Source organism: Chryseobacterium sp. AG844, assembly GCF_003182335.1.
GTDB lineage: Bacteria > Bacteroidota > Bacteroidia > Flavobacteriales > Weeksellaceae > Chryseobacterium > Chryseobacterium cupriresistens.
Window position 1 is genome coordinate 1 of the sequence record NZ_QGTV01000013.1, and the last position, 26,180, is coordinate 26,180.

Consider the following 26,180-nt stretch of genomic DNA (forward strand, 5'->3'; position numbering starts at 1 on the left):
TTCCTCTATATCGGTTACTTTAGTGGTCGCTGTATCTTTTTTCCTTTGTTGGGAGAAAAACAATACAGGGACCATAAGGCTTAGCGGTAAAACTAATTTTTTCAAAAGATGTTTTTTTTAATTTCTGATAAATATTATTAGTAAACTTTATTAAAAAATAACGCTACAATATTATGATTATTCCAACCCTTACTGCTTATAAAGTACTCAAATTTATGTACATTAAAATAAAGCTGTTCTTCTTAGTGGGCTGACTTTCAAAAAACTGCTGAAGGGTTCTAGTTCAATAATCGCGCAGATCTCTGATGATTTACTTTACGGCCCGGAAAACAATGCTGCTTGTAGTTGCTATTGGAGTCTTATTCTTCCAAACCCTTAAAATACATTTTCTCAATTGGCGGGACGTTTTATTGTGACAATGCCTTATTACACTACTTATATTGAAGCCCATACTTCTACTGGTTCTTTTGAAGGCTTAATAATTTCAGACCAGCATGTTATCTCTTTTTGAAAACCACCCATTGACAAACTTCAAAATCATAATATCCTAAATCAAAATTTTCAAGATTTTTATGAAATACTAAAACTGTAATTGAAAAGCTTTCACCATCAACGATTGGAAGCAGTTTTGAGATAGGTTTATAAAATGTTCTCACATCTTAAGTTTTCACAATTTAATGTTTACATAGATTAATCTTATACACTAAAGAGCAATCTTCTGAAATATAGGGTAAATTAATTTAGAGAATAAAATACTTAAATAAATCAGTGTGCAACGGTCATCCTTGTTAGCTATAGATGTTTGTTAGAATTTTCCGTTATTATTTTTCCAATTTTCTTTTGCTGGAATGGTTTCTATGGTGTCCCAATGTTCAACTATTTTTCCGCCTTCAATCCGAAACAAATCATAAAATGAAGTTGGTCTGCCTCCCAACGAACCCTCACTTATTGTTAGTACAAAATTCCCTTCGCCTAAAATTTTGTGTATTTTGTCATATTTCATAGTAATACCTTGCGAAGCCATATATTCTAAAGCTTTTTCTAAACCTGATAGTCCGTCTCCAATTTGAGGGTTGTGCTGTATGTAATTGTTGTCATCAATATACCGTGAAAGTTTTTCCATTTTTCCGTTTACCAAAATATCATTCACAAAATTTCCGGACACTATTTTGTTGATTTCGGTTTTGTTGAGATCTTTAGCTTCGGTTTCACCGTCTGTCATTGTATGTCCACTTGGATTGGGTCCAGAAGTTTCTTGTAAATTATCCCAGTGTTCTACAATTTTCCCATCTTCAAAAAGGAAAATATCAAACCCTGTTTTCGGCCCAAAAAAATTGTAATCGGTATGGGAAAAAACATAGTTCCCATCTTCAAAAACACGCACGGTATTTACTTTTGCAGAGTTTGGCGGAAGTGCCTGTAATGTCTCGCCAAAACCAGCTAATCCGTCGCCTACAGCTAAATTATGTTGTTTGTATTTATCGGAATTAATATATGAAATAGGTTCTGTTGCACCTGTTTCGATTGATTTTAGTAATTCCGCTACTTTTTGTTTATTGTTCATGTTTTATTATTTGTGAATGATTAAATTTTCTATATTTTACCCATTAATGATAATGTTCCTTTTAAATTAAGAAAATTATGCTCGGGGCTGGTAATATTGGTATATAACAAGCCCATTTCAAAATCTTCCACGTGGGTTACTGTGGTACCGGATTTTTCTTTCCAATACATCATATACACATTCGGACGAATCTCAATTTTTGTCATCTGTACTGTTTCCCATGCACCGAAACCTTCATTAGCCAGGGCTTTCCATGTTAATTGTGTTTCACTTTCAAAATTTAGTTCAAAGGAGTAATCTCCAAAGTCGGCTTTAAATTTATTGCCAATAACTTCAATTTTTTTGTTTTCCATTTTTTAGATTGAGTTGATGTATTATGTTCAATTTACTCTGTTTTATTACAATGTAAATGTGCAAAGAACTGAAACCTTGTAAAAGGTTAATTTTGAGTTTTGAATTTTTTATTAATGAAATATTTCTGCTATCATTTTTAGGCTACTGCGAATGCGGGGATTTTTCCATAAATATCTATTTGAATCCCTTCCCAAATTTCACCGATATATCGATATAATGTTAACTTTAGTTTTCAATATTTTAAAAATAATAATTTAAGGACTCATACAATTCAATAATATCTTTCGTATAAATATTTTTTTGAAAACTAAAAGTCTCATTAAAGTAAATTGAAAATCCGTTTTTAGGGAAATTTTGAAGAGCGAATGAATTCCCTACAATCCAGAACCAAGCATTTTTATCCATATAGTTTTATATACAGGATTTGCAATCCCTTCAGTATGAAATGGATTATTACCCTTCTTTTGTTTCTCAAGGGGCTGATCAAGCGCAAAGATATGATCTGTAGGTATATGTAATGCTTTGCTTATTTCAGCTAATTGTATGGCAGCTGCTTCCTGTACATGATAAGTTGCAAAGAAATTTTCAGGAGGTGTAATTGACCTTTGAGAGTACCATCCGGCGATCTTTTTCATTTTTGAATTGCTATAATCCCACCCTCCGGAAAAGCTAAGCACTCTCGCAACCGATTCATTCTGAGCAATAAATTCAGCCATGCCACCACCTTGAGATTGGCCTGCTATAGCTATTTTACTCCAAACCGCTTTATCTGTGTTCTGATCTAAGTATTGCGACCATCCCCCTTCTTTGTCGTTTTTTGACAAATACTGAAGGAGCTTGATCAGACGAGGTATGATAGCATCCTGGTATTGATCTGGAATAGATGAGAAAACTTGATCACCATAAATTCGTTTTCTACGAAACTCTGCCGCACAGTTGACGTCTTCATTCAGCTTGTTTCCCACACATACCTGCGAAACCCCCGGTTTACTAATAAAAGAAAGGGCTATAATTCGATACCCCTGATCCAGTGCTGTTTTAAAAAAACTTTGTGGCAAACGGTTCGTTGATCCATTAGTACCGGTAAGCCATAATAATATCTTATTATTTTTAATGGCTCTATCATAATACACCACATGCACACTATCCCAATTTCGTACGTTGGGATCAGCTTCACTGGGTTTGATTCTGAGTGTTTTATAGTTGCCCGAATCAATTTTGATGTTTTGTGCGGTCATTCTGATAACCGGGTTCACCATAAATATGAATAAAACCATCGGAGAAATGATGGAAAATAAAATCTTTTTCTTCATTATTATTTGAATATTAAAATTAACATATTAAACTCTTTAAAATAGTATAACGTTAGTACTTCAAAAGTCCAAGTATAAAGTCTGCTCCCATTTGAGCATGCATCAATGTTGTATTGAATATCGGAATTTCCAAATCATTTTGTTTTATAATAAGTGGAAATTCTGTACATCCAAGTATGATCCCTTCAGCTCCCCTTTTTTCCAACAACATAAGCTGATCCAGTATATACTTTTTTGTTTCAGGGTTTACGATACCGTGAGACAATTCTTTTTGTATTATTGTATGAAGTCTTTTCCTGTTCTCCTCTTTTTCAGGTATTATCACTGTAATATTATAGTCTTCTTTCAATATTTTTGTAATAAACGATTCTTCCATGGTGAATATTGTTCCAATTAACCCCAACTTACAAAGTCCTCTTTTCTTAATGTTCATTCCTATCGCATGAGCAATATGTAGTATAGGAATTGCACTGTTCCGTTGTACCTCATCATATACTTTATGGGGTGTATTAGCGCAAAAAATAACTGATGAAGCTCCGGCTTGCTGCAATTTATCACAAGCTTCAATCAGCATTGCGGCAATTGAGTCCCAATTGCCCGACTGTTGTAAAGAATGTATATAATACTGATCAAGATTGAGTAATATAAGTGGAGGGTTTGTATTGCTATTAAAATAATTATTGACTATTTGATTGATGTAACGATAATATTCTACAGTTGAGTGCCATGAAATCCCCCCAATCAGACCTAATTTTTCTAATGGGATATTCCGAATCCCTGGATCATTATTTTGAGAAGAACCGAATGATTTGATAAAGTCAGCCATACATTTTATTTTCTATTTAAAGATGTTTAGTTATTTTTTGATATTTTCATGACAAATCGAACATTCTCCGAAATCAAAAATTACCGGTTATTTAAAAAAATCTTCTTCCATTTACTTACTGTATTTCTGCTCAGATTAAACTTTATTGCAATTTCAGTATTATTCAACCGATGTTTTTTTTGATAATCCAATATTTGAAGTATTGTTATTTTATCATATGAGCGTAGTCTTTGATTTGATGTACTAGGTTCATTACTGATATTATCAAAGATGATGTTATTCAATCTGATAATATCCAACACAGAAAGCTCATTCTTATTAAGGATATTGTCACATTTAGCTTTTTTATAAGGATATTTTTTAGCTATAATATCCTGATAAATTAACTTATAATTGGGTTGTAAAGTATTCATATTATTTTTTTTATAGGTTATTTATAACTACCAAAAACATTTCATTCCGTCATATAAATCGACGACATAGATGAGTAAATGGCAGACAAATCGACTTTTATTATTTTTTTTTATCTTCTATCTCCTTTTTATTATATTTCATAATCCACTTATAAAGAGTTGTTTTAGGAATTCTATATTCATCAATAATCTGCCTCTTTGTTTTTTGTTGTGAATTGACAAGTTCTAAAATGAAATCAATAACTTCTTTAGTATAAATATTCTTTCTGAATTGAGGCAGCTCAGTTCTTTTCTTTTCTGTTTTACTAGCATCTTTTTTTGCTGGCGGCGAGAATAAAATTAAGTGTTGTGAATAGGTCCTGAAAAAATCATACTCTAATAATTTACACCAGCTCAATAAGATATTGGTAGGTAGATCTTCGTGAAGAAACATTTTTTCAACTTCATCAGCACTGCATTTAAAGAAATTACAAATACGGGATATATCCATGTCCAACTCAATGGTCCTTTGTTTGACCATTGAACCAATATGAATATTTTTAAAATTAACACTCATGATCTAAATTTTACATTAAAAATTTTAATTATTTAGGGATTTTAAGTTATACAAAAACATACTAGTACATTTTTAAACTTTAATTCTTCTGTTTTCAGTCACATTTCTTTGTCTTAAACCTTTTTTCTTGTATTCTTACAGCTTACAATCGTCCAAATAAGCACTACCACAAATTACCACAAGTTTTTCATTTAAAACACAACCACCGTACGTATAAAGTACGTATTGCCCAATATTCTACGAATATACATTTGTTGGACATCTGATAGGTATCGATGATTTATAAAACTACAGTTTAGTTATCGCCAATGTATAAGTAGGTGCTCCAAACCCGGCCCCCAAACTTATAGCACTTACTGTTGATCCCTGTAACGTATTGGATGCTTTAGTTCTATAAAACTTAATTCTCAGCCTGTCGCCGGCTGCTAATTGTACTGTTACTGAAGGAATGGTAAATACGTAGTTTCTCATCAACCCCGGATCTACTCTTGTAAATATAGGTCTCCCTCCTGATACAGATGACCATAACCCTCCCCCATTGGAACTGACTTCAATATTAACAGCCATATAAATAAACCCATTACCATCATTGTTGATGGTCAGTTGCGGAGTAATTGACCCTGAAAGCATATATGTTCCGGTTTGATTAATTATGATATTTCCACCTGTTGAAAGCACGGTCCCTAGTGTATTTAAGGATGCATGAGAAGCCTGTATAGGTACAATCTGCTCCTCACCGGAATTATAGCTTGATTTAGAAAATGAAAACTCATCACTCGATGTATAAAAAGCTATCTGAGACTGTGGTGAGAGATTAGCTTTTCCTATGACTCCATTTTCATCAGCATGCAGCGGGTAAACTGTAGAACTTGTCAGCGTTTGCAGTTTACGAATTTTCACCTTTCCATTAACATCCAAAGCTTCAGTGGGATTTGCCGTATTGATACCCACCTGTCCATATACAACTGAAGGAATAATTGCTGTAAAAATAGCAACTCGAATTTTTAATTTTCTCATGTCTGTGATTTATTTAAAACAAACCAAGTGAAAATTAATTTACAAGTCAAGAAAAAACATACGTATAATTTACTTAAGCTAACATCAATAAAGAATCAAAATAAATATATGAGCGCAGTAGATATAGAGTAGCCTTGTGTTCTATTTGGGAAAAAAGCACCGATCCAATTGCATAAACCAGTTAAACAAAGAAAATCAGCAGGAAACTGATTTTCTTTGGATAGTTTCCGAATACCTTCCTTTATCAAATTCACCTTAAGGAATAAATTACTTTCTAAAAAAATAACCTTTTAGTAAAGAAATGGATAAAAAACTATTGTTCATAAACATAAACCATAGCTTTCCCATCAGTAACAAAGCTACTGGAGGTACTATATGTCCTGTTAAAATTGATATATTTTGAAGATGCAGATCCTATTGTATTACTTCTGTATGCTTCCAATATTAAATTATAGGTATTGGGGGTTACGTTGGTATAAAAAAATTTATAAGATGTAAGATTATTCATAGGATTGAAACCAGTGCTAAGTATATAAAAAAAGGGAGATAAAGAACTAACAATGCCATTGTTTCCGGATAATCTATATTGATATGACATTCCATCTCCGGCTAAGAATGAAATAACAGAGGTTGAAGATTGGAATTCTACTACTATTAAATTATTAGGACTGCTTACGTTTACATTATTAAAATTTCCTAGTGTTAAATAATTACCATTAGTATTAGTATATACGTCATTTAAGTTGAACTGATAAACTCCTTTTAACTTGTAGGCGCCTACATCTAAAGCGGGTATGCTGACTGAAGTCCATTGCGGAGCAATTCCAGGCCCTTTAGATATTAAAAATTGCCCATCTGTGCCTGGTGACCCGGGTGTAGAAGCATTTCCTCTTACATTCAGCTCATTCACGATCTGCAACGATCCGTTGACGTGAAGCATTTTTTGAGGAGTTGTTGTATTAATCCCCCACATTACCTGCCTGAGCAAAAATAACTGTGTTTACAGAGAGTAAACCGATTGTAACTATTTTTTTTGAGATCATAATAAATAAATTTTTATTTTTTTGTGTTATTTTTTAAATAAATTGATATAGCTGAAGACGATACAGCTCTTTCACATTTGTCTGAGTAAAAGTTTTGTCATGTTCGAAAGTTCCCTTCCCTATTTGTGCTTATACGTAAAAAAAATAACTAGAAAAGTTATAATTACTAAAATATTATTAATAAAACTCATAAATTTATATCATATTATCAAACACTTCACAAAGAAAAGAAAATAATAGATCAACTTAAAAAACAATGATACTTATTAAATACGTATGACTAACACATTACAAATCAAAAAACTACAAAAAAAATACATCCATTGAAGTATAAATGCAGTAGATATCAGATAAGAAAAGAGAGGCCATAAGTTTCCAAAACCTATTATTTTTGATACACAAAACAAAAATGACTAATATTTTTAACCGCTTAGCTTAAGATAGTGACAATTAACAAAAGAAGAACTGCTTGGTATCGGAATACTTTTCCTGAGCATTTGAGTTTATGGTAGCTTTAACAGGTTTATTGGTCATACAATATAGATCATTTGGAGTATTCGTACCGAAATAAGCTTTGCTCCTCCAATAAAGGATTTCAAACAGATGGTTCTATTGGTATGATTAATCTCGTAATTACTATCAGGAGTTTGTACTGTTAATGGAGTGCCAGGTGTGCTGGTTCCTATCCCTATTCTATAATTGGCTGCATCTACGGATTAGGTATTTCCATCCACCGAAAATGCATTAACCTGATTTCCTGTAAAAGTAAGGGTAGTAGCTCCCTGTGATACGGTACGGCTGCTGTTTGTGCTTTAGATATTGACACTTGAAGATCCTCCATCCGTTTTTCCTTCTTTTATTCAATGACCTTTTCAATATTCAATAAATTTCACTGAATGTTACCAAATAGCAATGATTTATTGAGTTATCCAAATAAATACTGTATATTATTGCTTGAAATTGAGTTATATGGAAATATTTAAAGTTCAAAACCTTATCAACTTTGGAGAAGTGCGTCCATACTTCAGCCTGTGAAAAATCAGGATATAAGTATCATTGTTATAGCTGCAATCATGTAGAAAGCGTCACAGGAGGGAGACCTTGCTTCATAGGGCTCGATTTGGGTTACGCAAAGCGTTTCATATTGTTTTCGAAATGGTTAACAAAAAGGGATGTCCAGCATTCAGATATGTCTTCGCTATGGCATCCATCAGCCCACGGCATGGACATTTATGCATAAAGTGAGGAAGCCCATGGAAAGCACTTAGAAATATCCGATGTCTGAGTTGGTTCATGTAGATGAATTTGTGATAGGGCGAATGGAAGAGGGTAAAAAAGGGAGAAGCTATAAAACCAAAGCGGTTGTGGCTGTTGAACTTACTGAAAAGCATCAGGTGAAATGTATTTACATCAGAGCCATTGATGATTATTCTGCTAGATCCTTACCACCTATTTTCGATCAACACATCAGTGAATCAGCCAAAGTATTGAGTGACAAGTGGAAAGAATATCTTCCCTTGAGCAAAAAGTATAACATTGAGCAAATCTCTTCGGATCAGGGAAAGAATTTTAAACAATTACACCTGATTATCCACCGGATAAAGTCCTGGATCCGAACAATACTCACCCATGCAAGCAAAAAACATGTAGAAAGTTACTTTAATGAATTTTCATATCATATTAACCGTTCTCAGAATAAAAATACCTTCTTTCATAACATTATTCAAAGAATGGTTAATTCAAAACCTTTGCAATACCTTAAATTAATACAGAGATTAAACATATAACTCAAATAATTTAAATAATCAGTAGTTAGAATCTTAATAAACACGGATCATTAAATTAAAAAGTTAGTGAAGATCCGTGTTTTAAATATTCTCATAATTGGTTTTAGGGCTGTTTTCTCAAATATTTTTAGAAGCTTGGTACAATGCTATGCAATACTTGCGTGCTTTCTAAAACTTAAACTTTACAATGGTTTATCAAATTGCTGCAAAGTAAGAGTTCCTTTTCCCCAGTTATAATTTTGGCCAGATGCCTTATTCATATTAAATCTTGCATATGATCCACTTGGGAAATTCGTTCCACCAATGATTTCCATATATCCGTCAAGCCGGAATGTTATGGCAACTTGGGTTGATGTATTATTATCATATGTTTCTGTATACATCCCTGAGACAGTAGAAACTCCATTTTGAAGAAACTTTCTTGAACCCGATGGCGCTTCAACACCATTCCTTACAAACCTTATACCTTGATATACAGTACCGCTTGTATTAAGGTTAAGGAAATCCCCGGTTGAGTCAGTAAGTCCATTTGGGACCGAATAATTAAAAACGATGATGGAAGATGTATTGGGTTCTACATATACGGTCATTGAATAATTCAGGTCAATGTTATTTATTATTGTAGTACTCGGATATGACAGATTCAATGCATATGTTACAGGATCGCTTGGGGATACAACAAATACTCCTCTTGGGGTATAAGTACCAGTAGGCTGAAGACTAGATAAAGGAACTTTCTTACCAGTACCGTCACTTTGGAGTACCATTATTCTATCTGAATTATCTACAGATACAGCATCTGGTACGGCATTGAATTTTATATTTCCATTAACTTCCAACTTTTGACTAGGAGTTGATGTCCCAATTCCAAAGTTGCCTGCTGAAGTAATGGTAGCTTTAATAGTATTATTAGTCAGTAAATTCAGATCATTGGCAGTTGTAGTACCGAAAAATCCTTTTCCGCCTCCGATATAGGATTTCAAACTAATGGTTCCATTGGTATGGTTAATTCCAAAATTATTATCAGGCGTTTGTACTGTTAATGGGGTATCAGGTGTACTGGTCCCTATCCCTATTCTATGATTGGCAGCATCTACGGATAAGGTATTTCCATCAACAGAAAACGCATTAACCTGATTTCCTGTAAATGCCAGGGTATTAGCTCCCTGTGATACGGTTCGGTTACTGGTAAGACTACCGTTTGCGTTGTAAATATTAACACCTGCTGTTCCTACAGCTCCTCCATCTGTAGACCTCCATCCGGAATTGCTATATACATACTCCAGAGCTTTTCCATTGGGGATGGTAACCCCGTTCAGCGCAGCTCCAAAACCGCCTGTTGTATTATTGAAGATAACAAGACGCTGCCCTGCATTGGGTGCAGCCGGTGCAGTGATCGTTACTGTGGCAGTGGCCGCTCCCGTAAGCTGTACCTGGCTTACATTAGCCGGTACTGTGACGGCATTGCCGGAGACTGCTACCGCCGTTTCTCTATTCGTGATTGCTCCGTTTACATCAAGTGTTGTACCGGGAGTTGTTGTATTAATCCCCACATTACCTGCCTGAGCAAAAAGGCCTATGTTTACAAAGAGTAAACCGATTACAATTACTTTTTTTGATTTCATCATAAATAAATTTTTATTTTTTTGTGTTATTTAGAATAAATTTATATTGTTTTAGCCTATACAATGAATTCAAATTTTATTGAGTCAATGTCTTAATAAAAAATTCCTTATCCCTATTTGGGATTTCATTAAAAAACTTTTACTGAATTAATTAATAATAAGAAAAAGTCAATAATTTATAAAACCGTTATTGGCAGAATTAATTCAATTTATATCTTCCACTAAATCTTCAGCAAAGGAAGACAAATAAAAAAATAATCCCTAAAATTAAGATACCTATCAAATACGTATCTTTTAGTGTGCTAAATATCAAATGATTACAAAAAAAAACAATCCCTATTGAAGTGCAAATGCAGTAGATATTATATGAAAAAGCAAAACTAATTGGTAAAAAAATAAGAGCCACAAGTTGACAAATACTTATTATTTTTCAATACACAAAACAAAATGACTACTATTTTTAACTCACTTAGTCCAGGTTAATGACAATTAACAAAAGAAGTATAGAACCTAACACGGATATCCAAATTCTGTTATAAGTTTAGTCTTTTCAAATTATAAATGCGGAATAAAACTATGCCGCATTCTTAATCATTTTCTGTATTCTACCTATAGTTTAAAATTTTACGCTAAAAAAAAGAAAATCAGCAGGGAAACTGATTTTCTTTGGAAAGTCACTACATGATATCCTTCCTCATCATTTGTTAGATTTTAGAAATGCCTTTCTTACTATATTATAGTCATATTGAAGCGTTATTAAATAAAAAATTAACCGTAACCTGTCATTGACAGAAGTAATTCAATTGTATAACTTCATTCGTTACATCTTGAGCAAAGAAAAACATAAAAAAAATATTAGCCTAAAATTGAAATGCGCATTAAATGCGTATTTTACAAAGGAATAATTATCAATAAGTTAAATCAAAGATACTCCGCATTGAAGTGTAAAAGCAGTAGTCATTATATGAAACAGAGAAACTGTTTAGTAAAAATAAAATGTAAAAACCCACTAAGATTACTATTTTGCAGCCACAAAACAACCACTAATATTTTCAATTCACTTAGTCTAAGTTAATAACATAGCTGTTTACACTCATTACCTGAACAGATATTTTTAACCCTAAAAATACTAAACTTTTATTCTAAGCACTTCAGCTTATTTAAGTGAGTATTAAAAAAAAATTATAAAAATCTACCTAAGAAGAAAATCAGAGATTTTAGAACTATGTATACTTTTCTACACACAGTCTGTTGCCTAAAACAGCTTCAATGTTCAACCTTTTCTATTTCTTTTGTGGCTTTCATCAAATAAAAAGGTTTAAAAACAACTTTAACAATTAACAAACGAAGAACAGACTGGTATGGAATAATTTTTATTATCATTTGTTGTATTCAAGTCAAATAAAATGATTGAAGGCAGCTCAAAAAGTTAAACTACCCCATCAGTTTAATTTATTTAGTAAATTTTGTATTCGCTGATCAGGATATTCTTATCCCGATATACTAGTGGATGCTCTTTGGGGAAAACAGTGCAAAAAGTTTTAAATCTCCATTGTATGGAGAAAATGGATTTTTGAATACGGAGCTCATTTCTACATTGGCGATTGTATCTATCATTTTGTCTTTTGTTTTTTTTATAAAAATAAAGGAATAAACTTGCTCGTTAATAATACCAAGCAGCAATGACTGACGGATATTTCTTCTTTTTTTATAAGTGGATCATTATTACCTAGATATATGCAAGGACCTATCAGAGATATCAAATTCTGTTACAGGTTTAGCTTTTTCAAATTATAAATGCGGAATAAAATTATTCCGCATTCTTAATCATTTTCTGTATTCTATCTATAGTTTAAAATTTTACATTAAAAAAAAGAAAATCAGCAGGGAAACTGATTTTCTTTAGATAGTTTCTACATGATATCCTTCTCATCATTTGATTTGTATCGTTTTTAGAACCTTTTGCTATGGTATTGGTGTATACATAACGGAAATATGGCCTCCTCCTTCTCGATAGGTTCCTGATTTAGCCATTATTGTTTTTAGACTAAATTTATCTCCTGCATTTAATTTGATTGTTGTAGCTATAAAAGTATAACAACTTGAATCACGCATTCTACTTCCTTCATAGACTATATTTACATTTCCAGCATTCAACCCTAGTCCTACACCATGAGTCGCAGATACATGATCCGCTGTTTTCTGTATCAGCTTCAACAGAGACGTTGTTATATTCACCAAATTCTGTGGCGTATCTCCTGGTACCTGCAATGAAACACTAAGCTCTTTCTCAGGAACATTTGTAAGTTTCTCCCGAACATCAAAGGTATATAGCCCTCCTTTATTTACCATAAATTCCCCTGTATTTACAATGGAGGAGATATATTCATTATTGATATGATCCGTTACATCAAACCAGAGTGGATTTATTGTATTGGATCCATTCTTCGATGAGGTATAAGTTGATCTGGCATATAAAACATTTACGGGAATCTTAAGCTCTGAGATAATTGCTTTGGCATCTGTAAGCAACCTTACCCATTTGTTTAAAGTTTCATCAAAATAATAAAACCCTGTTGAAACAACATTAGAAGCCTGACCCGTTGCAGTACCTGTACTTATATTATCAACATAAATAAGCGTAGAAGTCTTAACATGAGACATGTTCATGGCTCTTTCCCTGTCTACCCTGGGGATTAATAATCCGTCTATATTGGTCATAGATCCGGTAGCATTCTTCGCTTTAATATCGAAAGTAGCATTGGGGATATGTGTATTGACCCCTACCTGAGAATAAACGGCTGAGGAGAAAACCCACGCGGCCATTAAAAATAATTTTTTCATTTATTCTGTTTTTTAAATCCCCACAAAGAGAATAAAAAAATATTATGTGTCAACTAATATCAATACGTATTATGTACGTATGACTAAAAAAAAATCAAATCTGCAACTAAATATTAAAGAAAATCCTAATAACGGACTACAAAAAATGAAAAACCATTTTAATTCTCATCTACAAGATAAGATCTACAATAGAAAAAAAACAGTAAATGCCTTGATAACTTCCAAGTTATTTATCAGATCTGAACTTTTACATATAACTTGAGCCACTATATTATCTGGCTTTTTCTCTCTTATTCTCAGGAAAATAAAAGTATAAATACCTTTTATTATCAATTTACAGTTAAGGTACAGACAACTGTTGAAGTGAAAAATTACGGTTCTCCACTAAAGAATTTGGCACTGAAATATGAGCATCTACGGTAGGTTTAGTGAGTGCTCCCCAGTTCATGGTAAGATAGATTTTATCTCCAGCATTAAGATGAACAATGCAATTTACATTTATAGGTGTATTTCCGCCTGATGCAGTAGCATTATCAATATTGCCCCTGTTTCCGCCAATAATATTGGAAAGTGCAGTTCCATTCCTGGTAATATTTAAGTTGATTCCTGTAAAAGCTCCCGTTCCTGAAACAGCTCCCCCACTACCAAAGTAAGCATAGCCTTCTATTTTGTAAATACCTGATTCAAGTATCTGCCAATAATCTCCTGCATCATTCCATGATACAGATCCTCCCTGATTAACAATAAGATCACTCACTGCAAATGGAATGATTTGTGGAATACTGTTATTAAAATTAGTAAGTGCAGTTCCTGTATAAGTGACCTCGTCAGTGGCACCCAATGCTGCAATTGTTGAAGTTGTTTTATCTATTAAGGCAGCTAGTTCCCATGTAATGCCAGTAATAGTTCCCTTACTGATTAACATAGCATATCCTTTTGGATTCAATTTAAAGCTTGAAACTCCAGAACCAGCCTGATCGTCGATCAATTCCGATCCATTAGCTGCAACAGTAAGCTGGGCACTACCTGTATTTTTAATATAATACACTCTCCCCAGTATATTTCCCTGAGCAGGAGCTGCAACCGTGGCAGCAGGTAAGGAAAACGTACCAGCTATACTGCCATTAAATGCCATGTAGAAATCATTTGCACTTAAAGTAACTGATGATGAAACAGTTTTGTATTGTCCTGCAATAGATCCATTAACCGTAAGAGTACTTCCTGGTATGGGTGTATTTATTCCAACCTGTCCTCCTAAGAACGAACTAAAAAAAATGGACTCAAATAAAGTAATAAAGTCTTTTTCATGGTATAAAATTTAGTGTGTTTAGAATTGGGTTTATGAAATGGGCATACCAACATGCATTACACCTCTTTTGCTTTTTCCAGATATTTTATACAACTGAATTATAAAAAGACAGGATATAATTCTTTTCTAGTGTAAATTTAAATAAAAAATATCAAATAATATACACTGCATTAACACTGCAAAATACAATATGCTGATTGTTAAATAATTAAATCCATTTTAAGAAAAACACTATCATATAAAAGGCAAACGAAAATTATACATAAGGCTTATTTTCAGGAAAAATTTTCATCTTAATCATGCAACATAAAAAAAATAAAACGATTGTAATAATTGAGTCTTACAAAATATTTTTCAGAAAAAGAAATGAATTGGCAGTTGATCTATTACTATTTTAAGATATGGAGTAAAGATGATTCATTTAAACTCATTTGGATTTCTTTCCTGCGAAGTAACAAAAGCAACTGGGTCTCTGCAGTGTTCAGTTGAATGGAAGGCAAATCCCCAGGGCATTAAAAACCATTTCAGTAAGAAAATATCATGATTCTTTAAGATTGAAAAAGTTTTAGAACGATTTCCATGTCTCCTGGAGGCTGAAATAGAGTATGAGGTTTATTTCTAAATTATAGATTAGCAATGGGATTGTAAAAAACGTAAAGAGATTTTGAAAAAAGAACCACCGCAGAAATTAAATAAAATCCTCATAACGGAACTACAAAACATTAAAAATATTCTGATTCTCACCTTTACAAGATAAAATCTACAATAGAAAAGACCAATGAGTGGCTTGATAACTTCAAAGCTATTTGAGTCAGTTTTGAACCTTTGAATATGACTTGAGATTTTACATTTTACATTTTCTGGCTTTTTTCCATATTATTGCTCAGGAAAATAAAAGTTTGACCAACTTTAATAATACATTGAACCTGCAAAAATTAATTCTGCAGGTTCTTCTGTAAATCTGAAAACAATTTTATTATAATGATTGAGCCCTAGATTCTTTTTCGTTTTTTTATACATTTTTGGGTTATCCTAATTCATCAGTCAATACCATTCATCCATCTCCTCATCTGGACTCTATGAGCAGGAGTCTCTTCAACTCCTCCTGCAAGAATATCCATTACTTTGTCCCAGAGATTCTTTTTCTTAGATTGAGATGCTTTTAATTCATGGTAAGCCTCCAAATACTCCTTTTCATACTCACCAGCCTCCTCATCAGAATAATGTAACGGAATATGTTGAATAATATCCATCGTTAAAGCATCCACTTCTCCAGGTTCTAATGTTTCCATCATTCTGAGTTTTAACTTATAAGTTTCCGCTATTGACAATATATTATCTAAGGCTTTAAAAACTTCTGCCCAGTGATGATTCCATTTTTGTAGGTTTTCACCTACGAAAATCACATCACCACCCTCCTTTAGCTGATCCATACTGGTCATAATTAAATCTTTATAATAATCAGTCATTTTCCAGTCTTCCACTAAGTTGACAGCATCTCTGTTCTTAAACTTTTCTTCAATTCTTTCGAGGATTGTAAGCTGATGATCCGAATTTTCCAATAACAGGGCTTTCTCTCTCAGCCACAAATTGATAACCATACTGTTGTTCGTTGATGCAATTAACTTTCCACATTCACCAATATTCACCCTTATTCGATTATCATTGGTACGAATCTCCTGATTCGTTGACTTGATTTCTACAGCCAGTTTTCTTAAACTTTGAACTGCTTTGATTACAGGATTAAATTCCTTTTCCATCTTTTGTTTGTTTTAATTATGAAATTTTTCTTTATTCTTGAATACAATATAAACTATACCCCCAACAAAAAAATTAATAATTGTAGAAAAAAAACGATGGGAGGTATAGTAGCATGCATACTGTGAGTAAACTTATCAATAAATGATTTCAAGTAATAACAGTCATCTATTTGCCCACAAAAATGAAGTAAAAACAACAAATCATCAAAAATCACAATACGTATTATCTACGTATAAAAATTCATGAGTAACTAAAAAACAAAACCAACTGATGAAAATAATAGGAACAAATTATTTTCCCTAGCTGTATAGTTCTCCACAAAAAAGAGCTAAAGTATACTTAATTCAAGAACATTGTCAATAAAATGCAGCTGTAAGTATTTTATACGAACATCAATTTTAAATACTATGATGCTTTTCTTTTACTTTTGCTATAAATTTTAAAAGATGCTGAAATAATTTTCTATAAAACCCATGAATATACAGAAGTATCAATTTTTTAAATAGTCATATCTGTATTTCGAAAAGCTATTTGATACAATTTTTAAGATATAAAGCAATTAATTTCAAACTTTACAATTTATAATATTACCAATATGAGTGTTAATAATCAAATAATCGAAGACAATAGAAATTTGTATGATAGTATAGGCAATACTTATCCTTCAGCAGAAGGAGTGTCTATAACTGCGGAAATAATCAACAACATTAAGTGCCATTGGTTTCAGCCTGAAAACCCTAAATCCGATGAATTAGTGATATATATTCATGGTGGTGGCTATGCTATTGGCTCATTTCAGTCACACAAAGCAATGGTTTCCCATTTTGCTAAAGGATTAGGGAGAACAATTCTTTTTATAACGTATGCTTTAGCACCAGAAAAGCCCTATCCGAATGGATTGAATGATATTCTAAGTGTTTATGAATATGCCAGTCAAAAATTTCCGATGCATCATTTTTATCTCTTTGGCGACAGTGCGGGAGGGGGATTGGTTATAGCATCCGTAAATGAAATCAATAAGAAAAACTGGAAAACGCCAAAAGCAGTATCATTAATTTCACCCTGGTATAATTTGGAAACCAATAATCCTTCTTCTGACAGCCGCCAGCATTTAGACCTGATTTTAAATAAAGAAATGGTAAAAAACTTTGCTTATGCATATGCAGGAAGCCAGCTATCCGCTGCTGATCCGAGCCAACTGAGTTTTACAACTTTTCCGCCAGTATTTATAGGTGTTGGTACCAATGAAATATTGTTTGATGATGCTATGAATTTTTACGATATGGTATATAAGATTCAATCAAATTCTCAAATAAAAATTTATGGAGGAGAAGGACATGTGTTTACACAATTAAATATTTCAAGTCCTGCTGCCCAGGATTTAATCATGAACATTGATCATTTTTTTACCAGTACTGATAGTGAATAGAATTTGAGTTTAATATCATTTCCCTTTTTACTCATGCCTATACCATTCTTTGATAAAAAATGGTGAAATGCACATCCATATTTTACTGTTAATCGATTATTTCTTTATATATACCATAAATAAGGGCTGTTTTACTATTAAAACAGCCCTTATTTATGGTAGTAGAATTCATGGAAGCCCTGCTTCCCCCATTAAAGTCCTCTTTTATGCAAAAGGTTTACTACAGTATTATGAATGAATTTTTCCTGTGTCCACAGCACTACCAGTAATATTGGCGTTAAAAGCGGCAGAATCCCAATAAAAGATAGTCCGTCTCCCATTATTATCCAGGATCTGTTCCCATGGTAGAAGAATAGTACTGTTTGGAAGTAATTGGGTAGAAGTTATTCTTCTATAAGATCCCCCGGTCCCTGAAACCGTGATATTTCCTGCATCTACAAAAAAACCACTATTAACCATATCATTTGTAGAAAATGTGCTTATAACAACGGATCCTATGCTCCCTGTTGCTCCCAACAAATTGAAAATAGTAGTGCCTACATTATCCCTTAATGTTATTATGGCAACTCCCCCATCTCTATATATTGCCTAATCTTTGTGGCACTAACAGATGTGATATCCCTTCCACTACTGTTTTTAACCCGGCTTATACCATTACCTTTGATAAGAGAAGTGTGAATACAGATAAATATTTTTTACGATCATTGGATTATCAATTTAGTTTTACAAGCATAAATAATATTGTTCCAGTTAAGTCCCATTATGTGCAGTACGATTTAGAGCTCATCTTGAATGGACTGTTATTAAGACTTTTAATACTATAATTAATATTGCGGCAGGAGGAAGCCTATTATGCGAGTTTATCCAATCTATTTACCGCAGATCTCACAGGAACTACTCTTTTAAATACTAACAATATGCTGCAGGTTAGGATTAAACCCACTGTTTCCTTATAGAATTCAGGAACAGCAAGTGGTAATTATGCAACAGGAAATGATCATTTGCTGGACATATCAGTATCAGATGTATCCTTTCAGCTGTTTGAGAAATAATGTATCGATTATAAAGATCTATATTTCTTAAAAATATTTATAATCTCCTGTTTTTAATGAACCAGGAGATTTTCATTCCATTTTTTGATGCTGCTATCACTGTAAGGATGCTATACGATATTCATCTAGAATGTAAGTACTTAGAAAGAAAACAACCAGGCAAACCTGTGAAGAAACTATAAAATAGTGTAATTTTAACTTTAAAAAGAAATTTCATATATAATGCAGTGTAAATGCAGTGTATGTTTTTAAGCATTTACAAGGAAATATCATAACTTTACCTTGGAAAATAAAAACAATCCAATATTGAAATTTTATAATTGTTCACTTAATACTTTCAAACAAATAAATATCAGTATGTAATTACTAATATCTTAATTTGAAAACTCAATTTTGTTAACTTAACATTTATTTGAAATGAAAAAAAATTTATTATTCACAGCAATCCTTTGTTATGGATTATGTACTGCCCAGGTTGGAATCAATACAACAACTCTTAATTCCGCTTTGATGTCTATCAAAAAATAATCACAGGCATAGACCCTACCGGCCAGATGAAACATTTTTCAAGTATTCTTAGCTTGTGACCAAAAACTCAAAATTACTTTAACCAAAAATAATAAATAATGAATACTAAAAATTTATTTTCAATTTCATTGTTAATGATAAGTGCATTTTTTTTTGCACAATTAGGCAATGTAGGAATTAACACAACAACTCCAGGGACAAGGCTGGATGTAAACGGAGCAATCACTAATCGTGAAACAGCAATAGCAGTCTCCGGCAATACTGTCACAATACCGGCTAATGTAAGCCAGGTACAACTAACCGGAGCAGCTACAGCCACAGCAGCCATTACAGCTCCTGCAGCTCCTAATGCAGGTCAGCGGCTGGTTATTTATAACAATACTACGGGAGGTTTTGGAGCTACGCTAAATGGTGTAACCATTCCTAACGGAAAAGCATTGGAATTTGTGTACAGCAATTCAGGCTGGAGATCAACTGATGGTGGTGCAGCAGGTGCTGCTCCCATTAATATTTATACCTCTAACGGCACACTTACCGGCAATAGAACTGTAGCACAAGGCGGAAATACTTTAACATTCACAGGTACGCAGACTAATGCATTTTCCATAGCTGGAAATAATTTTTCTGTAGATGCAGCCAATAACAGGGTAGGAATAGGGACAACAACTCCTATTTCCAAATTACATCTTTCCAATGGTAGCCCATCTGCAATTACAACATCTTATCTGACACCCGGTCTGTTAATTACAGGATCATCTTCCGGAGCTGGATTTTCAGGTCCCGGAATCTATTTTGAAGGCTTAAATAATCCCACCGGACAGCGTGTATTAAAACTTAATATGACAAATGACGGAGCAGCAAGTGGATTTCTAAACTTCCAATCTGTTTCTGATGATGGCGCAACATCGGGTAATCAGATTATGACTCTCCATTCAGCAGGTAAAGTAGGAATCGCTACTATTGCACCTACTTCGACATTGAGTGTAAGCGGAACTGCTGATAAAACAGGAGGTGGCGCATGGGGTACTTTTTCTGATAAAAGAATAAAAAAAAATGTAACACCTTATCTTCAAGGATTGAAACAAATACTTGAAATAAAACCTGTTTATTTTCAATATAACGGAAAGGGTGGCTATAAAGATGATGGCCAAACTTATGTAGGGGTATTAGCTCAGGATATTGAAAAAGTACTACCCGGTACTGTTACAAAAATAAAGACTGCAGACTTTGAAGACCAGCGAAAGTATGATTCCTCAGAAATTATTTATACATTAATCAATGCTGTTAAAGAGCAACAAAAAATGATAGAAAAGCAGGCTATGCAAATTATATCACTTGAAAAAGATATGCAAATATTTAAAGATAAAACAACCGTTAAAGCTAAATAATCATCACTTAAAAAAAAAATTAAAAATGCATAAGGAAAAGCATAAATATTAATACTATTCATAAATAAACTTACTTATTTTATCGGTTCTAAATACACAATTGATCATCCCCTATTTAATTTGTTTTTCCTTTTTGCATTCTTAGCTAAGCAATCATCTATCAAAATCCTGGTGGAAATAGATATAATTACATGACCTCATTAGATTATAGGCTATTAACCATTCAGACAATACAAGTGGACCACATAGATGTTCAGAACGTCCAAATCTTAATTTTGACGTTAGAGGCCAACTCATGAAAAGTACAAAAAATCAGTAAAGAATAAAAAATTAAATCTCATAAATCCGATATTGAATGCTTGCCCTTGTGTTCGCAGCATTCTTCACTTCTAGAGGTAAGAACTGTCTAAAGTTTTCCATCAGAAATTGCTGATTAAAATCCCATTGACAAGGATTGCGAATGATTTTCAGGGTACATTACCGGATCCTCAGCATAAGTTCTTTCTCCCCGTTATGGTATTTGCTAAGGTTATTTTTTCTACTGCCGAAAATCTTGCCTTACACTCAAACTGTTCGGCTGTGATTTTTAGTCAAACAGTTTGAATGTAAGGCAATTTTTAAGGGCTCTGCAAAGTTATAACTGTTCATTTTGCCACAACAAAGCCAACCTCTTTAAAAGAGATTTCTTCTGAGGATGTATCAGGTCATCTTTCTTTTTTTACATAATGAATAATCGTACACAATGATTCAGCTAAAACCCTTCGATTCCAACAATCTTTAATTAAATTCTTCTGGAAAACTACTTTTTCTTCGGACTAAACTACGAAGCTCAGCATTACACTCCCGTCCTTTGATCATATCAAAGACAACTAAAAATTCCGGAAGCAAAAATGTGAAGAGTTCGTAACTGATTAGGCCACATATCCATCATGAATGGAAATATAAATTACTGTCCTAAATACATAAAAACATTAAGATTAAGATGTTTAGGATCAATAGATATAGGCGTATTTGTTCCCCCGGTATTTACCGTAAAGGAATGGTAATGGTTTCCTGAGCTGCTGGTAGTATATCTTCCGGTAGTATTATCAGCATTATCATTGCCAAGGCCTCCGGCATTGACTGCAGTATTTCCTCTATCTGTTATGGCATGAGAGTGGTCACCTGCTGAAAGCGCGGTACCATAAAAGGTCATCGCAGGCAGATTTGCCTGTACAAGGGTAACTGAAGAATTACCTCCTGTAGCTCCCAGCGCTTCTGTTCCGGTTTTTGCTTTCAAATATCTATTCGTAGCATCCGGAATTGTGGCAGCAAAGCCAAGAGATGCCGCATTGGCCTGTGCAACTGCGGGTAACGAAGAAACAGCTCTTCCATTCAACAGGTACCAACCATTATGGTCATTTGGTACAACACTGTACTTTATATGCCCAAAAGGCATATCTTCTGTGGACAAGCGAAACCACTGGATTCCGTTATTGACATAAAGTCCTTCATTTACACTGGCATTATTTACCGTGTTATAGACAATTATTCCTTTAACATGCTGAGAAAGTGGAGAAGCACTGGTTATATTGACCAGAGATACCCGTGGAGGTAACAATCCTTTATTGCTGGTATACATTTCCAATATTGCATTCTGATCCGGTGTAGGCGTATTGATTCCCACTTGTCCGCTTACCCTATGGTTATTAAAAATAATCACCATTACAACTATTATCAATTTTAAATTTTTCATCGTTTATTAACTTCCTAAATAAATAAAAACATTTGTCACCAAATAACTGGGAGTAATATTGAAGGGTTGAGAACTCCCCCCTGAGTTGAATGACACACTATGGGTATGAGCTCCGGCAGCCGCTGTATTATATGCTCCAGAAGTATTATCTGCTACAGGATTATTGGCTCCGCTTCCACTATTTACAGAAACTCCTGCTCCTCTGTCTGTATAAGTATGGGTATGGGCACCGTCTGTTGAGGTACTCCCTGTAAAAATAACATTTGGAAGATGAGACTGTACAAGGGTTACTGTAGCATTTCCTGACAGTGAACCCACTCCCTCTGAAACATCTTTCGTTTTAATGATTCTGTCATCAGCATTGGGCAGACTAACTGCAAATCCGAGGCTCACTGCTCTTGCCTGTACATTTGCGGGAAGTGAAGAAACAGCTCTTCCATCCAATAAATACCATCCCTTGTGATCTGCTGTTGCAAAGCTATTTGAAATTGTACCATAAGGGTAATCATAAGAAACAGCAGACCAGCTGCGACCATCATTTTCATATATTCCTTCGGAAACATTGTTAGCGTTGGCAAGATTGTAGGTGACCATTCCCTTTACATGGGCTGACAAAGGTATAGGAGATGCTGTACTGGTGAGACTGTTTCTGGTAAGCAGCAGACCCTTATTGGATGATGTAACGTCTAAAATAGCATTGGAACTGGGAGTACCCGTCCCTATCCCGATTTGTCCATGAACAATAATGCTGCCAAGAACAGGGATAAGATAAAATAATTTCTTTTTCATTGTGTAATTTTCTAATAACCTAAATAAATAAAAGCATTTGCAGCAAGATTCTTTGGCTCCATATCAATAGCTGCGCTGGATCCACCTGAACTTACCTGCACCGTATGAGAATGACTGCCTGCCGACCCGGTGTTTTGATTGGTTAACTGGGCTGTATTGGCAAGCTGAACTCCCCCGTCGCCGTGATGCCAGGGCTTATCACCTCTATCATCATATTGATGACTGTGCATTCCGCTGCTGGAAGTTGTACCGGTATAATTAATATTGGGTAAGTTCCGCTGTGCAAGAGTAATTGTTTGTGTACCCCCTGTACTTAATAATGCAGAAGATCCTTTTTGTTTCAAATACCGGTCTGTGGCATCAGGAAGTGATGCAATCAGTCCGATTTTAGCTGCATTGGCCTGAGCTCCTGCAGATAATAAGGTCAAATTTCTTCCATTGAGCATATACCATCCCTGATGGTCCGCCACAGCAAAGCTGTAATATACATCGCCAATATTCGGCTGATTCGTGTATAGCCTGTTCCATTTTGTTCCATCATTGTAATAAATACCTTCCACAACATCATTTACTACAGCTGTATTATATATTGTCATTCCTTTTTCGTGAGCCGAAAGAGGAGATGCTGATGAAGTACGTAGTAAAGATATACGGGGTAACAGCAATCCTTTTGAATTAGAGGATAATTCCAATGCGGAATTTACATTAGGACTACTTGTTCCTATACCGACTTGAGCCATGTCTGTACCCGGCAAGCATAGTAAAATCACAAATAATACCATTGCCTTTAAATAATTTTTTTTCATTCAATAAGTGTCTTTAAGTTGTATATATTGATGTTAAATTCAATTGATTTAATCTTCATATTATTGTCAGGTAAACCCTGAACATAGTGTTACTCATTGTTTCAAGAGCTTTCCAAGTCATTGATCTCTTTAGAGTGATAGATCCATGCTATATCACGACTAATAACTTCTTTGGGTGATATGTGATCGCTCATCAATTGCCTTATCAAATCAGACGTTATATTTTGCATATAATGACATTGAAAAGATCATTATGCTTCGAAATAATTCGCAAGAAAATAGTTCTTTACGGTTTCTGTTGGGAACTTAATTCCTATCTGCAATACATTAGTGGGAGTGCCAATAAAAACATCTTAAAACTTATGCATTTTTCCCTTTTCAAAATTTTTGCAAAGAAACTAATAAATTGATATAATCTTTAAAAAACAACATACGTATAAGATGCGTATGATATATATCCTGCAGCAATGGGCTTTTATAGAATTCGCAGTGGAAATAGAGTATGTGCATTTCATTTAATTATATTACTCCCAAAAAATAAACCCTTTGCTTTTTTACAATATTCTGTATTATTATCCTGAAAATGCCTATAATATGGTTTCATTCTGCATAACCATTACCACAAAATCTCATTTTAATTGGGAAAAACATGTTTGTCTTAACTTCCTCGCTTCAGTAGTATATTTTCAAACACTTAGATAGCATTATTTAATAAAATAATTGTATGACTTAAACGTTCTTAATTGCTTTATATCGTAAGGAAGCAACATGTTTGTGTCAATACACCCCATTACTCCTAAACTTTAGGTGCCATCAGAAACACAGGAATGAGAGCAGCCTCCTTTTATGGTATTTGAAAAAATATAACAAAATATCAATTGAATTTACACTTCTATTTTTCTAAAACGCGGGGATTTTTCATTTAATTTTTAAATCTGTTATTGTTAGCAATGCAGTATCATCAGAAACTAAGTAATCAGAAAAATGTTGAAAAAGCGTTATAGACATTCAGAACCGAAGAAAAACTGAGAAGAGAACTTCCAGCTTTGCCCCTGCAAATAAGAAAACCGGCAGGGAAACCGGTTTTCGTGAGAGAACTTATGGATGACCATTCTTTCTCATCATTTATTAATTTTTCGAGATTTTTAATTTTTCTTTTAAATACTGCTTGTATTATAAGGACAATAAATCCAACGGAGTAAAAAAAAAATTAAAGTTTTGTGATTGCCAATGTGAATGGTGATGCTCCATAGCCGGTGCCTAATGCTACTGCGGATACGGAACACCCTTGAAGATTACCACCGCCATCGACAGTTCTATAAAATCTAACCCTAACCAGATCCCCTGCATTCAATTGTTTAATTACAGATGGAGATGTAAACTATAATTTCTTAAAGCACTTACTACTCTAGGAAACATTGGTCTTCCTCCTGAAACAGATGTCCAGGATGTTCCGCCATCTGTACTAATATCAATATTGATCGCCATATAAACATAGAGACCATCAGATCCACAACTATAAGTAGTAGTAGAATTAGGAGCAGGAGTAGTAGTAGCTTCAGCATATATAGCCAAGTAAGGCGTAACGGATGCTGACAACATGTAGGTACCTGTCTGACTAATTCTGACGTTTCAGGTGGTAGGGACTGTAGTTCCTATTGTATTCAGAGTAGCATTAGAAGATACTATTGGAACTACCTGATCGGTTCCGGCATTAAAACTGGAAGCGGTAAAAGGAATGTCATTGTTGAAAGTATAAAAGGCAATCTGGGATTGAGGAGAGATGGTTGCCTTCCCCAAAACCCCATTTTCATCACTAAACAAAGGAGAAACAGTAGGGCTGGTAAGAGTTGGCAGATTTCGGACTCTTGCGTCTCCGTTCACATCAAGGGTGTTCGTGGGAGCTGTAGTATTAATTCCTACTTGTGAATACATCACTGAAGCCAGAAACACATTTAAAAGTAATACAAGTTTTTTCATTTTTTTTGTTTTTAAATCTGGCACAAAGAAACAGCTAAATTGGGGGATTACACAAAAACAG

20 protein-coding genes and 1 pseudogene are annotated in these 26,180 nt (G+C 33.9%); 3 read left to right on the top strand and 18 right to left on the bottom strand.

All coding sequences use genetic code 11. From position 1 onward, the window contains the following. Positions 1-497: 497 nt before the first annotated feature. The 8 genes from DEU40_RS22465 to DEU40_RS13570 form a co-directional block, all read right to left on the bottom strand. Entirely contained in the window at positions 498-656 is a 159-nt protein-coding gene (locus DEU40_RS22465; protein ID WP_181397967.1) for a hypothetical protein, read from the bottom strand. A gap of 149 nt (positions 657-805) precedes the next feature. Further along, complete coding sequence (locus DEU40_RS13535; RefSeq protein ID WP_110010318.1) at positions 806-1,564, bottom strand: nuclear transport factor 2 family protein; 759 nt, start codon at positions 1,562-1,564, stop codon at positions 806-808. Positions 1,565-1,593: 29 nt separating this feature from the next. After that, positions 1,594-1,917: a MoaF-related domain-containing protein gene (locus DEU40_RS13540; protein WP_110010319.1), complete on the bottom strand. Its 324-nt coding sequence runs from the start codon at positions 1,915-1,917 to the stop codon at positions 1,594-1,596. Between the two features lie 375 nt (positions 1,918-2,292). Next, entirely contained in the window at positions 2,293-3,231 is a 939-nt protein-coding gene (locus DEU40_RS13545) for a BPSS1187 family protein (protein WP_110010320.1), read from the bottom strand. 52 nt (positions 3,232-3,283) lie between these two features. Further along, a complete protein-coding gene (locus DEU40_RS13550) occupies positions 3,284-4,057 on the bottom strand; it encodes an aspartate/glutamate racemase family protein (protein WP_110010321.1) in 774 nt (257 codons plus the stop codon). Between the two features lie 513 nt (positions 4,058-4,570). Beyond that, positions 4,571-5,026, bottom strand: coding sequence for a transposase (locus tag DEU40_RS13560; protein WP_110010323.1), 456 nt, complete (start codon positions 5,024-5,026; stop codon positions 4,571-4,573). Positions 5,027-5,314: 288 nt separating this feature from the next. Next, positions 5,315-6,043 carry a hypothetical protein gene (locus tag DEU40_RS13565; protein ID WP_110010324.1) on the bottom strand — a complete coding sequence of 243 codons (729 nt, stop codon included), beginning with the start codon at positions 6,041-6,043 and terminating at the stop codon, positions 5,315-5,317. 313 nt (positions 6,044-6,356) lie between these two features. After that, positions 6,357-6,983, bottom strand: a complete 627-nt coding sequence (locus tag DEU40_RS13570) for a hypothetical protein (protein WP_146207855.1) — start codon at positions 6,981-6,983, stop codon at positions 6,357-6,359. Positions 6,984-8,095: 1,112 nt separating this feature from the next. On the opposite strand from DEU40_RS13570, the pseudogene DEU40_RS13575 reads away from it, so the two are divergent. Then, positions 8,096-8,798 (top strand): annotated as a pseudogene (locus DEU40_RS13575) (IS1595 family transposase); the annotation flags it as partial. 257 nt (positions 8,799-9,055) lie between these two features. Here DEU40_RS13575 and DEU40_RS13580 read toward each other — a convergent pair. The 4 genes from DEU40_RS13580 to DEU40_RS13595 form a co-directional block, all read right to left on the bottom strand. Further along, positions 9,056-10,501, bottom strand: a complete 1,446-nt coding sequence (locus DEU40_RS13580) for a hypothetical protein (RefSeq protein WP_110010326.1) — start codon at positions 10,499-10,501, stop codon at positions 9,056-9,058. A 1,962-nt stretch (positions 10,502-12,463) separates the two neighbouring features. After that, complete coding sequence (locus DEU40_RS13585; protein WP_110010327.1) at positions 12,464-13,342, bottom strand: hypothetical protein; 879 nt, start codon at positions 13,340-13,342, stop codon at positions 12,464-12,466. A 340-nt stretch (positions 13,343-13,682) separates the two neighbouring features. Beyond that, positions 13,683-14,477, bottom strand: coding sequence for a hypothetical protein (locus DEU40_RS13590; RefSeq protein ID WP_110010328.1), 795 nt, complete (start codon positions 14,475-14,477; stop codon positions 13,683-13,685). A 1,214-nt stretch (positions 14,478-15,691) separates the two neighbouring features. After that, positions 15,692-16,411 (bottom strand): hypothetical protein, encoded by a 720-nt coding sequence (locus DEU40_RS13595; RefSeq protein WP_110010329.1) that lies wholly within the window; start codon positions 16,409-16,411, stop codon positions 15,692-15,694. A 596-nt stretch (positions 16,412-17,007) separates the two neighbouring features. Here DEU40_RS13595 and DEU40_RS13600 point away from each other — a divergent pair. Beyond that, on the top strand, positions 17,008-17,841 hold the full coding sequence (locus tag DEU40_RS13600) for an alpha/beta hydrolase fold domain-containing protein (RefSeq protein WP_110010330.1): 834 nt from the start codon (positions 17,008-17,010) through the stop codon (positions 17,839-17,841). Positions 17,842-18,069: 228 nt separating this feature from the next. Here DEU40_RS13600 and DEU40_RS13610 read toward each other — a convergent pair whose 3' ends face one another. Beyond that, entirely contained in the window at positions 18,070-18,300 is a 231-nt protein-coding gene (locus DEU40_RS13610; RefSeq protein ID WP_146207856.1) for a hypothetical protein, read from the bottom strand. 1,255 nt (positions 18,301-19,555) lie between these two features. On the opposite strand from DEU40_RS13610, the gene DEU40_RS13615 reads away from it, so the two are divergent. Then, positions 19,556-20,809, top strand: a complete 1,254-nt coding sequence (locus DEU40_RS13615; protein WP_181397968.1) for a tail fiber domain-containing protein — start codon at positions 19,556-19,558, stop codon at positions 20,807-20,809. A 946-nt stretch (positions 20,810-21,755) separates the two neighbouring features. On the opposite strand, the gene DEU40_RS13620 is transcribed toward DEU40_RS13615, so the two are convergent. From DEU40_RS13620 to DEU40_RS13635, 5 genes are all read right to left on the bottom strand, one after another. After that, positions 21,756-22,544 carry a hypothetical protein gene (locus DEU40_RS13620; RefSeq protein ID WP_110010334.1) on the bottom strand — a complete coding sequence of 263 codons (789 nt, stop codon included), beginning with the start codon at positions 22,542-22,544 and terminating at the stop codon, positions 21,756-21,758. Between the two features lie 6 nt (positions 22,545-22,550). After that, the gene (locus tag DEU40_RS13625; RefSeq protein ID WP_110010335.1) at positions 22,551-23,333 is read right to left on the bottom strand and encodes a hypothetical protein; all 783 of its coding nucleotides are present in this window, start codon (positions 23,331-23,333) and stop codon (positions 22,551-22,553) included. 11 nt (positions 23,334-23,344) lie between these two features. Then, positions 23,345-24,139 (bottom strand): hypothetical protein, encoded by a 795-nt coding sequence (locus DEU40_RS13630; RefSeq protein WP_146207857.1) that lies wholly within the window; start codon positions 24,137-24,139, stop codon positions 23,345-23,347. A 1,362-nt stretch (positions 24,140-25,501) separates the two neighbouring features. Further along, entirely contained in the window at positions 25,502-25,741 is a 240-nt protein-coding gene (locus tag DEU40_RS22220) for a hypothetical protein (RefSeq protein WP_146207858.1), read from the bottom strand. 30 nt (positions 25,742-25,771) lie between these two features. Continuing rightward, a complete protein-coding gene (locus DEU40_RS13635; RefSeq protein ID WP_146207859.1) occupies positions 25,772-26,119 on the bottom strand; it encodes a hypothetical protein in 348 nt (115 codons plus the stop codon). Positions 26,120-26,180 lie beyond the last annotated feature (61 nt).

Bases quoted from the DNA above. Each gene is read 5' to 3' on its own strand.
- DEU40_RS13535 (WP_110010318.1), bottom strand. From the start codon at position 1,564: ATGAACAATAAACAAAAAGTAGCGGAATTACTAAAATCAATCGAAACA.
- DEU40_RS13540 (WP_110010319.1), bottom strand. From the start codon at position 1,917: ATGGAAAACAAAAAAATTGAAGTTATTGGCAATAAATTTAAAGCCGAC.
- DEU40_RS13545 (WP_110010320.1), bottom strand. From the start codon at position 3,231: ATGAAGAAAAAGATTTTATTTTCCATCATTTCTCCGATGGTTTTATTC.
- DEU40_RS13550 (WP_110010321.1), bottom strand. From the start codon at position 4,057: ATGGCTGACTTTATCAAATCATTCGGTTCTTCTCAAAATAATGATCCA.
- DEU40_RS13560 (WP_110010323.1), bottom strand. From the start codon at position 5,026: ATGAGTGTTAATTTTAAAAATATTCATATTGGTTCAATGGTCAAACAA.
- DEU40_RS13565 (WP_110010324.1), bottom strand. From the start codon at position 6,043: ATGAGAAAATTAAAAATTCGAGTTGCTATTTTTACAGCAATTATTCCT.
- DEU40_RS13570 (WP_146207855.1), bottom strand. From the start codon at position 6,983: ATGCTTCACGTCAACGGATCGTTGCAGATCGTGAATGAGCTGAATGTA.
- DEU40_RS13580 (WP_110010326.1), bottom strand. From the start codon at position 10,501: ATGATGAAATCAAAAAAAGTAATTGTAATCGGTTTACTCTTTGTAAAC.
- DEU40_RS13585 (WP_110010327.1), bottom strand. From the start codon at position 13,342: ATGAAAAAATTATTTTTAATGGCCGCGTGGGTTTTCTCCTCAGCCGTT.
- DEU40_RS13590 (WP_110010328.1), bottom strand. From the start codon at position 14,477: ATGGCATTTAATGGCAGTATAGCTGGTACGTTTTCCTTACCTGCTGCC.
- DEU40_RS13595 (WP_110010329.1), bottom strand. From the start codon at position 16,411: ATGGAAAAGGAATTTAATCCTGTAATCAAAGCAGTTCAAAGTTTAAGA.
- DEU40_RS13600 (WP_110010330.1), top strand. From the start codon at position 17,008: ATGAGTGTTAATAATCAAATAATCGAAGACAATAGAAATTTGTATGAT.
- DEU40_RS13610 (WP_146207856.1), bottom strand. From the start codon at position 18,300: ATGGTTAATAGTGGTTTTTTTGTAGATGCAGGAAATATCACGGTTTCA.
- DEU40_RS13615 (WP_181397968.1), top strand. From the start codon at position 19,556: ATGATAAGTGCATTTTTTTTTGCACAATTAGGCAATGTAGGAATTAAC.
- DEU40_RS13620 (WP_110010334.1), bottom strand. From the start codon at position 22,544: ATGAAAAATTTAAAATTGATAATAGTTGTAATGGTGATTATTTTTAAT.
- DEU40_RS13625 (WP_110010335.1), bottom strand. From the start codon at position 23,333: ATGAAAAAGAAATTATTTTATCTTATCCCTGTTCTTGGCAGCATTATT.
- DEU40_RS13630 (WP_146207857.1), bottom strand. From the start codon at position 24,139: ATGAAAAAAAATTATTTAAAGGCAATGGTATTATTTGTGATTTTACTA.
- DEU40_RS22220 (WP_146207858.1), bottom strand. From the start codon at position 25,741: ATGTTGTCAGCATCCGTTACGCCTTACTTGGCTATATATGCTGAAGCT.
- DEU40_RS13635 (WP_146207859.1), bottom strand. From the start codon at position 26,119: ATGAAAAAACTTGTATTACTTTTAAATGTGTTTCTGGCTTCAGTGATG.